This window comes from Stenotrophomonas cyclobalanopsidis (assembly GCF_008710035.1).
Classification (GTDB): Bacteria; Pseudomonadota; Gammaproteobacteria; order Xanthomonadales; family Xanthomonadaceae; genus Stenotrophomonas; species Stenotrophomonas cyclobalanopsidis.
The window spans coordinates 98,180-108,368 of record NZ_VYKI01000004.1 but is presented as its reverse complement, the minus strand read 5'-3'; the positions used below and the strand labels follow the sequence as shown (position 1 = coordinate 108,368).

Genomic DNA, 10,189 nt, shown 5'->3' with positions numbered 1-10,189 from the left:
TTCGTCATGGGGGCCGTCGCGTCCTCCTGGCGGGACTTCTTTGCTCGACCCCCCCCCCCCCCCCCTCGACTCTACGCAGAGGGGGCAGGCACTTCGACCTGCTGCACCGGCAGGGTCACCATCATCACGGTCGGGTCGTCCGGGTCCAGCCGGGTCTTGAAGCCCAGGCTCTGGCACATCGCCAGCATGGTGCTGTTCTCGCGCAGCACCTGGCCTTCCACCACGTCCAGCCCCAGCCACTTGGCGTACTCGATCATGATCGCCATCAGGCGCCAGCCGATGCCGTGGCCCTTCAGGTCCGAGCGGATCAGGATGCCGTACTCGCCGCGATGGTAGTCGGCGTCGGCATGCAGGCGCACCGCACCGAGCATGTCGCCGTTGCGCGGGTCGATCGCCACCAGCGCGATCGAGCGCGCGTAGTCGAGCTGGGTCAGACGCGCGATGAACTCGTGGCTGAAGTGCTTCACCGACTGGAAGAAACGCAGGCGCAGGTCTTCATCGCTGACACGGGCGAAAAACGCGCGGAACAGCGCATCGTCCTCCGGCCGTACCGGACGCACGAAAGCGCGGCCACCATCGGACAGCTCGAGGGTGCGCTCCCACTCCTTCGGGTACGGGAACACCGAGAAGCGCGGGTGGCCGCGGCCCTTGTGCAGGATGCGCGACGGCGCGATGGCCACGCGCGCATCGAGGGCGAGAATTCCCTTGCCGTCCACCAGCAGCGGGTTGATGTCCAGCGTGCGTACTTCGGGAATGTCGGCTGCCAGCTGCGCCAGCTTCACCAGCGCCAGCGCCAGCACGCGCTCGTCGGCGGCCGGCACATCGCCATAGGCCTTGAGGATGCGCGAGGCCCGGGTCTGGCCGATCAGCTCATGGGCCAGGCGCAGATCCAGCGGTGGCAGCGCCAGCGCCTTGTCATTGATCACTTCCACCGCGGTGCCGCCGCGACCGACCACGATGACCGGGCCGAACGTGGCGTCATCGGCGATGCCGACGATGATCTCGCGCGCCTTCGGGCGGATGATGGTCGGCTGCACCAGCAGGCCGTCGATGCGTGCATCGGGGCGTAGCTGGCGGGCGCGTTCGAGGATGGCATTGGCTGCGCTCTGCACCGCCGGCAGCGTCGCCAGGTTCAGGCGCACACCATCCACTTCGGATTTGTGCGGGACGTCCGGTGAGAGGATCTTCAACGCGACCGTAGCACCGCGCTCCAGCAGCGGCTGCGCCAGGTCCATCGCTTCGTGCGCGTCGCGCGCATGCATCACCGGCGCCGACGGAATGCCGTAGGCCTTGAGCAGATCGTGGGTGGCCAGCGGGTCCAGCCACTGCTGGCCATTGGCCAGTGCGGCGTCGACCAGCGCGCGCGCACGCGCGGTATCCACGCTGAAGTCCTGCGGCAGGCTGGGCGGGGTTTCCATCAGCGCGTTCTGCGCTTCGCGGTAGCGCACCAGATGCTGGAAGCCGCGCACCGCTTCGGCCTCGGTGGGATAGGTCGGCACGCGCGCCGCGTTGAGCGTGGCGGTAGCCTGGTCATCGTTGCCCAGCCACACCGCGAACACCGGCTTGTCGCGGTGGTGGCGCGGGCGCAGGCCGAGCGTGCGGGTCAGCGCCTGCGCGGCATCGGCCGAAGAAGTGAACGCGGTGGGCACGTTGACCACCAGCACCGCATCGTTCTCGTTGTCGGCCAGCAGCGCCTCGATGGCAGCTGCATAGCGATCACCATCGGCGTCGACCACGATGTCGACCGGATTGCTGCGCGACCAGCCCTGCGGCAGCACCTTGTCCAGCGTTTCCACCGTGCTGTCGGACAGCTGCGCAAGGGTGCCACGCAGCGCCACCAGCTGGTCCACCGCCAGGCGGCCGACGCCACCACCATTGCTGAGCACGGCCAGGCGCCGGCCAGGGAAGGTACCGAGGCGGCCGAGGGTCTCGGCGGCGGTGAACAGCTCGTCCAGTGCATTCACGCGCAGCAGGCCGGCGCGGTTGAAAGCGGCGCCGTAGACATCATCGGCGCGGGCCAGCGCCTGCACGTGGGTGTCGGCGCTGCCGGGCTGCACGCGCTCGGCGCGGCCGGATTTGACCACCACCACGGGCTTGGCGCGCGCCGCGGCACGCGCGGCCGACATGAACTTGCGCGCGTCCTTGATGTGTTCGACGTAGAGCAGGATGGCGCGGGTGCGGTAGTCGGTGGCGAAGTAATCGAGCAGGTCGCCGAAGTCGACGTCCAGGGTGTCGCCCAGCGAAACCACGGCGGAAAAGCCCACCGAGCGTGCCACGCCCCATTCCACCAGCGCGGCGGCAATCGCCGAGGATTCGGAGATGAGCGCGAGGTCACCGGCCTGCGGGAAGTGCGCGGCGATGCTGGCGTTGAGCCGCGCATGCGGCGCGATGACGCCCAGGCAGTGCGGGCCGAGGATGCGCAGGCCGTGCTTGCGCGACGCCGTTTCCACCTGTTCGGACAGCGAGCCCGGGCCTTCGCCGAGATGCGCGGTGAGGATGATCGCCGCCTGCACGCCGCGCTCGGCGGCGGTACGCACCACCTGCGGCACGATTGCCGCCGGCGCGGTGATGACCACCAGGTCGGGCACCCAGTCGAGATCGTTCAGCCGCTTGACCGTGCGGATGCCGTCGATCGCGGCGTGGCGCGGGTTGATCCACGCCACCTTGCCGGGAAAGCCGGTGCCACGCAGGTTGCGCATCACCGCACGGCCGGCGGAACGCTCACGCGGGCTGCCGCCGATCACCGCGACCGACTGCGGACGGAACACGGACTGCAGGTGGTAGGTACTCATGCGCCTACGGTACACGGACTGGCGCTGCAGCGGCATGATCGTGCGCAGGCACACCGGCACACCGCATCCACGCCATGCGTGGATGACGCAGCGATCCAGTAGATCCACGCCATGCGTGGATGACGGCCCGGTTACAGCAGGGTGCCGTGCAGGATGAGGGCGGCGATGCTGAAGTAGATCACCAGGCCGGTCACGTCCACAAGGGTGGCCACGAACGGGGCCGAGGCGCTGGCCGGGTCGAAGCCCAGGCGCTTGAGGATGAAGGGCAGCATCGAACCGGACAGCGAACCGAACGTGACGATGCCCACCAGTGCCGCGCCGATGGTGATGGCCAGCAGGATCCAGTGCTCGCCGTAGTCATGCAGGCCGCCCAGCTGCCAGATGACGATGCGCACGATGGCCAGGCAGCCGAGGATGGCGCCCAGCACCATGCCGGTCGGTACTTCGCGCAGCGCCACCTTCCACCAGTCGCTCAAGCGCAGCTCGCGCAGGGCCAGGCTGCGGATCAGCAGCGAGGTGGCCTGCGAACCGGAGTTGCCGCCCGAGCTCATGATGAGCGGGATGAACAGGGTCAGCACCACCGCGCGCGCCAGCTCGTCCTCGTAGTGCTGCATCGCGCTGGCGGTGAGCATTTCGCCGAGGAACAGCACGCTCAGCCAGCCGGCGCGCTTGCGCAGCATCTCGAAGAAACCGATCTGCATGTACGGCTTGTCCAGCGCTTCCATGCCGCCGAACTTGTGCGCGTCCTCGGTCGATTCCTCGATGAGCGCATCGAGCACGTCGTCGACGGTGACGATGCCCAGAAGGTGCTGCTGCGCGTCCACCACCGGAATGGCCAGCAGATCGTGGCGGCGGATCAGCCGCGCCACTTCTTCCTGGTCCAGCAGGGCATCGACGGTGACCGGCGGATTGACCTGGGCCACGTCGAGGATCGACTCCTCCGGCAGGCCGGTGATCAGCCGGCGCATGGTCACCACCTGCTGCAGCTGCTGGCTGGCCGGGTCGAGCACGTAGATCGCGTACACCGTCTCGCGGGTGCGCTCGACCTGGCGGATGTGCTGCAGGGTCTGGGCCACGGTCCAGGTGGCGGGCACGGCGACGAACTCGGTGGTCATCAGCGCGCCGGCGGTGTTTGCCGGGTAGCTCAGCAGCGTCTGGATGGCCTGGCGGGCATCGCTGCCCAGCAGCGGGATCAGCCGCGCGCGTTCTTCCTCGTCCAGCTCGTGGACGATGTCGGTAGCACGGTCATCGGCCATCAGCCCCAGCAGCGCGGCGGCGCGGGCCGGCGGCAGCGCGGCCACCAGCTCGCCACTGCGGTGCAGTTCGGGCGCTTCGAGCATCTTCACCGCGCGCGGCAGCGACAGCGCGGCCAGCGTTTCGGCGGCGCGCTCCAGGTCGAGCGTGTTGAGGAACTCCACCGCGTCGGCGGTGTTGTAGTTGGCCAGGGGTGCGGCGAGGGCAGCGGCGTCGGCCACCGGGCGCAGCAGTTGCTTCTGGTTCATGGGCTTGCCTTGTGGGGATGCGACCTCGCGCAACGCCAACGCAGGCAAACCGACCCGATATCAGGCGGTAGCCATCGCTGGCGTCGAACGAGGTCGACTTCTACTGTCGCTGGACATGGGTTGGGGACTCCGGATGGGTGTACTGCCAGACACGCTCGACAACGGCTCGACCGGCAGCGGCGGGCAGTCTGGACCTGCCGGCGCGCCCGGTCAACCCTGGCCCGGGCGGGTAGTCAGGTTCCACTGGGGTCAGAGCCCTTTGCGGCGCAAGGGGATCTGACCCCGACCTTCCGTGGCCGTTGTCGTTCGTGCACAGGCGGGCGCGCATAATGACCGGGTGGCCAGCGCGGCCGCGCTCCCCCCGGCGAACCAACGCAGCACAGGCCCCCGCGATGACCAGGAATTCCCATGCATAGCGGTGGCCTGGAACTGGCGCTGGTGCTGCTGCTGGCCGCGGTGATCGCGGTGCCGGTGTTCAAGAAGTTCGGCTTCGGTGCGGTGCTGGGTTACCTCGCCGCCGGCGTGGTGCTGGGCCCGGACGGGCTGGGCTTCGTGCAGGATGCTGACCGCATCCTCGGTGCGGCCGAGATCGGCGTGGTGATGCTGCTGTTCGTCATCGGCCTGGAGCTGTCGCCGGCGCGCCTGAAGGTGATGCGGCGCTCGGTGTTCGGCGCGGGTGCGGCGCAGGTGGCACTGTCCGGCCTGCTGCTGGGTGGCCTGCTGCTGCTTGATCATTTCCAGTGGAAGAGCGCGCTGGTGGTCGGCATCGCGCTGGCCCTGTCGTCCACCGCAGTGGGCCTGCAGCTGCTGTCCGAACACAAGGCGATCAACAGCGACCATGGCCGGCTGGGCTTTGCCATCCTGCTGTTCCAGGACCTGATCGCGATCCCGCTGCTGGCCGCCATCCCGCTGCTGGGCGGGGCGAAGAACGAGACCCTGCGCTGGGAAGACGCGGCCGTGGCACTGGGTGCGTTGGCGGTGGTGATCCTGTGCGGGCGGCCGGTGCTGCGCAAGGTGTTCGGCATCATCGCCCGTACCCGCAGCCCCGAGGTGTTCACCGCCACCGCGCTGCTGGTGGTGCTGGGCACCGCCTGGTTCATGCAGGAGGCCGGCCTCAGCCCCAGCCTGGGCGCATTCCTGGCCGGCGTGCTGTTGTCCGATTCGGAATTCCGCCACGAGCTGGAAGCGCAGATCGAGCCGTTCAAGGGCCTCCTGCTGGGCCTGTTCTTCATCGCCGTGGGCATGGGCATCGACCTCGACCGCATCACTGCCGAGCCGTGGCTGATCGCCACCGGCGTGGCTGCGTTGCTTGTGGTGAAGTTCAGCCTGCTGTACCTGATCGGCCGCATCGCCAAGCTGGGGTCGCGGCAGTCGCTGCTGCTGGGCAGCGTGCTGTGGCTGGGCGGCGAGTTCGCCTTCGTGGTGTTCAACGAAGCGCAGCGCGCGCACCTGCTGGGCGACGCCAACCATGACCGGCTGGTGGCCATCGTCGGCCTGTCGATGGCGATCACGCCGCTGCTGATGCTGGTGCTGCTGAAGCTGCTGGGCCGGGAAAAACCGGCGTCGCGCGATGCCGCACCGGCCGACAAGGTGGCCCCGGACAACCAGCCCAAGGTACTGATCGCCGGCATGGGCCGCTTCGGCCAGGTGATCGCGCGCCTGCTGACCGCGCAGAAGGTGCCATTCGTGGCGCTGGAAGCGAACCCGGACACCGTGGCCGACCTGCGCCGCTTCGGCAACCAGCTGTACTACGGCGACCCGACCCGTCCGGAGATGCTGCGCGCGGCGGGTGGCGAGCACATCGATGTGTTCGTGATCACCGTGGACGACCCGGAAACCAACCTGCGCGCGGTGCGCATGGTGCGCCGCCTGTACCCGGATGCGAAGGTGCTGGCACGCGCGCGCAACCGCCAGCATGCGTGGCGCCTGATGGACATGTCGGCCGAGCCATTCCGCGAAGTGTTCGGCACCAGCCTGGAAATGAGCGGGCGCGTGTTGACCGCGCTGGGCGTGGCCGCGGATGTGGCGCAGCGCCATGTGCAGCGCTTCCGCGAGCATGACGAACAGCTGCTGCGCGACCAGTACCTGGTGTATGACGACGAAGCCGCAGTGATCCAGACCTCGCGCGATGCACGCAATGACCTGATGCATCTGTTCGAGGCCGACGCGGAAAGCGACGAGAAATAGGTGTGCCGACCAACGGTCGGCACCCACCTTCAGGTCACCGGGCATGGCCCGGCGCTGCCCCTGCGGGTGGCGATGTCCGGTAGCGCCGGGCCATGCCCGGCGGTTCTCAGCCGTTGTCGCGCAGGAACCGGGCCATCGAGGACACGCCGGGCACGCGCGGTTCGAATTCGCCGGCCACGTCGATGAAGCCGCGCATGACCGCGATCTCGCGCGGGCTGCGGTTGAGGCTGTCGCGTACTTCCGGATCGGCACCGGCGCGCAGCAGGCGCTGGACCAGCAGCGGCAGCCCGTGCAGGGCGGCCAGGTGCAGCGGGCCGAAGCCGCGCGGATCACGCACGTCCAGGCTCACGTCCTCATCCAGCAGGCGCTCCACGGCGGCCATCACCACCTGCTCGTCGCAGGCGGTGCCCGGCTCGGCGCGTGCACCCAGCAGCAGCAGCAACGGCGTGACCGACCCGGCCGCGGCCAGGTCCGGCTCGGCGCCAGCCAGCAGCAGGGTATCCAGCAGGGCCAGCAGGCGCGAACGGTCGCGGGCGCTGAAGCCGTACAGCGCCGCGCAGTGCAGCGGGCCCAGCTGCTGCGCATCGCCGGCATGCACGTCGGCACCAGCGGTGAGCAGGCGCGCGACGATGTCCGGCAGGCCCAGCGCCGAGGCCAGCATCAGCACGGTCACTCCGCCCGGCAGGCGGTGTTCCAGCTGGGCGCCGGCATCGAGCAGGGCCGAGACGATGTCCACCTGGCGCATGCTGACCGCCGCCGACAACGGGGTCGCGCCACTGGCGGCGCCGTGCTGCGGATCGGCGCCACGCGCCAGCAGCAGGTCGACCACCGCCAGATGGCCACCACCGGCCGCACGCAGCAGTGCGGTGCAGCCCTGCGCATCGACGGCGTCGATGGCAAAGCCCAGATCGTTCAAGCGGCGCACGGCATCGACGTCACCAACCATGGCCGCAGCCGGCAGGTCGCGTTCACGCAGGGTGCGGCGCGGCAGCGGCCACACCCGCCAATCCAGCCAGTCGGCCAGGTCACGGCGGCCGATCGACAGCGCCACGCCCAGCGGCGTCTGGCCATCGGCGGCGCGCGCTTCCGGCGATGCACCGTGCTGTACCAGCAGCTTCAGCGCGCCTTCGCGGGCCAGCGCGGTGGCCAGGTGCAGGGCGGTCATGCCGTGGCTGTCGCGGGCTTCGCGGTCGACACCGGTATTGAGCAGGGCCTGCTGCAGGCGCAGCCAGCCCAGGCGCACCGCCAGCGACAGCGGCGGATCACCGGCCGGCGAAGCGGCGAACGGATCGGCACCGCGTTCGAGCAGTTCCAGCGCCAGCTGCTCCAGGCCGCGTGCGGCCTGGTCGTGCTGCGCGCAGGCAGCGAGGAAGCGGGCCAGGCCACCGCGGCCGGCCGGCGACAGGCCACGCTGCAGCATCACCTGCAGCGCCGGCACCGCGTCGATGCCGCGCGACAGCAGGGCGAACATGGGGGTATCGGCACAGGCGTCGCGCACGTAGGGATCGGCGCCATGGCCCAGCAGCCAGTCGACCGCGCGCGGTTCCAGCGCCAGTTCCGGGTCCAGCAGCAGGCCGCCCAGCTCTTCCGGCTGGCACAGCTTGGCCAGCGCGGCCATGCCTTCGGTATTGCCGAAGCCCAGCGCTTCGCGCAGCAGGGTCAGCGGCGGTCGGTCGGGTAGCAGGCCGCTGGCGCTGGCGGCTTCACCGCGCTCGGCCAGGCCATCGCTGACCGCGGCCGGCAGCGGATAGGACGGGTCCAGCAGGGCCACGATCGCCCAGCGCCCGGCTTCGGCGGCGTAGTCCACCGCACGACGGCCAAGCGGATCGCTGGCATCGGCGGCGATGCCCAGGTCGACCAGGCGCTTGACCAGCAGCGGCGAGACATCTTCGGCCATCGCGGCCAGCAGCACCGCGTTGCGGCCTTCGCCATCGACCGCCACCAGGTCCGGCTTGTGCGGCAGCAGGTGTTCGATGACGGCAGCGCGACCGGCACGGGCCGCTTCCAGCCACGGCGTGCGGCCCAGCGCATCGCGCGCTTCGAGGTTGGCGCCGGCACCCAGCAGCACGCCGATGATCTCGACATGGCCGGCCAGGGCCGCTTCGTGCAGTGCGCTGCGACGCTGGCGGTCGCGTGCATCGGCGCGCGCCTTGTGCTTGAGCAGCAGCTGCACGCCGGCCGGATCGTCGTCCTCGGTGGCGGCAGCGGCCAGCAGCACCGGGGTGCCTTCGCTGGGTTCGCTGCGCGCACCGCGCTCGAGCAGGAAGCGGGCCAGGCGCCAGTTGCCGACCTGGCAGGCCACCGCCAGAGGCGACCAGCCTTCGGTGTTGAGCGCATCCACCTCGGCGGCGGCATCGCGCAGCAGCGCGGCCACGCCTGGGTCGGAACTGCGCGCGGCGTGATGCAGAGGCGTGTTGCCATCGCTGTCCATCGCGCGCGAATCGGCGCCGTTGGCCAGCAGGGTCATCACCGCTTCGGGGCGCCCATGCCAGCTGTCGCGCGTGGCGGCCAGCAGCGGGGTCATGCCACGGTGCGGAGCATTCACGTCAACGCCACGACCGATCAGTTCGCGCAGCAGGCGCAGGTCGGGCAGCACGGCGGCGAGCACGGCCAGGCTGCGCTGGTCGCGCCAGTTCGGGTCCGGCAGCGCGTGCGGATCGGCACCGGCCTGCAGCAGCTGCAGCGCGCGGTCGATGCGGCCGTGGCGCGCGGCTTCGTACAGCGCCGGGGTCAGCTCCTGCGGTGCCATCGCTTCCAGCGGCGTGCTTTCGGCGGCGGCGTTGAACAGGGCTTCGGCATCGCCGCTGGGCAGATCCTGCGTAGTGCTGCGCAGGCTGACCATCGGCGCCGGTGCCACCCGCTGCAGCAGCAGGTGCAGGACCGGCGACAGCACCAGCGTGGCCAGTGCGGCAGGCCAACCGGCGCCTTCCGGCAACAGGCCCGGCCAGGCCGGCAGCACGATCAGCGCGGCCAGGGCGACCACGATCGCCGCCACCAGCAGGCCACGCCAGGCGGTCAGGTCACGCCCGGCCAGCGCGTGCCAATGCTGGGCGAGGCTGCCATCAAGGCGTTCGACATCGTTCCACAACGGCCAGGTGCGCCACGCGGCCAGCAGGCCGGCACTGACCAGCACGCTCAGGCCGAGCACGGCGGCCAGGCTGCCGCTGTCACGCAGCGCCGCCAGCGGCCATGCCAGCAGCAGCGCCAGGCCTGCCGGGGCCGCAGCCCACAGCACCGCCAACGCCGGCAGCTCCCGCCGCGCGATCAGCTTCGGAGCCTGCAGCGTGCGGCTGCGCCGCCACCACGACACGCCCAGCGCGAACGCCGGCTGCGCCAGTGCGGCAAGCACGGCACCGGGCAGCCCACCCACGACCGAGGCCAGCGCCAGCACGGCGCCGAGGACGAAAGCGATCGACAGTGCGCGTGGGCGCGACAGCTCAGTCATAGTGGCGCCGCATCATGCTGGTCACCGACGGCGGCACCTGCAGGTAGAAACCCCGCTCAGTCAGTTCGCTGCGGACCTTGTCCGGGTCGGCCTGGGCCAGCCGGCGCTGCGCATCCAGGGTCACTTCGAGGACGAACGACAGCGCACCCAGCGAGGTGACCAGCGGCGCAGGCAGCGCGCTGAAATCATCACGACGGGCGAGATAGACGTAGGTGTCCGGCTTGAGTTGGCTTTTATAGACGTAGGCGTGCATGTCCGCGGGA

The 10,189-nt window shown here is 70.2% G+C and carries 5 protein-coding genes; 1 reads left to right on the top strand and 4 read right to left on the bottom strand.

The window, feature by feature from the left end; all coding sequences use genetic code 11:
- Window positions 1-71 precede the first annotated feature (71 nt).
- Entirely contained in the window at window positions 72-2,792 is a 2,721-nt protein-coding gene (locus FJU31_RS04955) for a bifunctional acetate--CoA ligase family protein/GNAT family N-acetyltransferase (protein ID WP_150453744.1), read from the bottom strand.
- Window positions 2,793-2,923: 131 nt separating this feature from the next.
- Window positions 2,924-4,294, bottom strand: a complete 1,371-nt coding sequence (mgtE, locus tag FJU31_RS04950) for a magnesium transporter (RefSeq protein WP_116863512.1) — start codon at window positions 4,292-4,294, stop codon at window positions 2,924-2,926.
- A 408-nt stretch (window positions 4,295-4,702) separates the two neighbouring features.
- Here mgtE and FJU31_RS04945 point away from each other — a divergent pair, with 408 nt between their 5' ends.
- Window positions 4,703-6,481: a monovalent cation:proton antiporter-2 (CPA2) family protein gene (locus tag FJU31_RS04945; RefSeq protein ID WP_150453743.1), complete on the top strand. Its 1,779-nt coding sequence runs from the start codon at window positions 4,703-4,705 to the stop codon at window positions 6,479-6,481.
- A 106-nt stretch (window positions 6,482-6,587) separates the two neighbouring features.
- On the opposite strand, the gene FJU31_RS04940 is transcribed toward FJU31_RS04945, so the two are convergent.
- Both FJU31_RS04940 and FJU31_RS04935 read right to left on the bottom strand, forming a co-directional pair.
- Window positions 6,588-9,926, bottom strand: coding sequence for an ankyrin repeat domain-containing protein (locus FJU31_RS04940; RefSeq protein ID WP_150453742.1), 3,339 nt, complete (start codon window positions 9,924-9,926; stop codon window positions 6,588-6,590).
- Window positions 9,919-10,179 (bottom strand): YcgL domain-containing protein, encoded by a 261-nt coding sequence (locus FJU31_RS04935; RefSeq protein ID WP_150453741.1) that lies wholly within the window; start codon window positions 10,177-10,179, stop codon window positions 9,919-9,921. Before FJU31_RS04935 ends, FJU31_RS04940 begins: the two co-directional genes overlap by 8 nt.
- Between the last annotated feature and the right edge of the window lie 10 nt (window positions 10,180-10,189).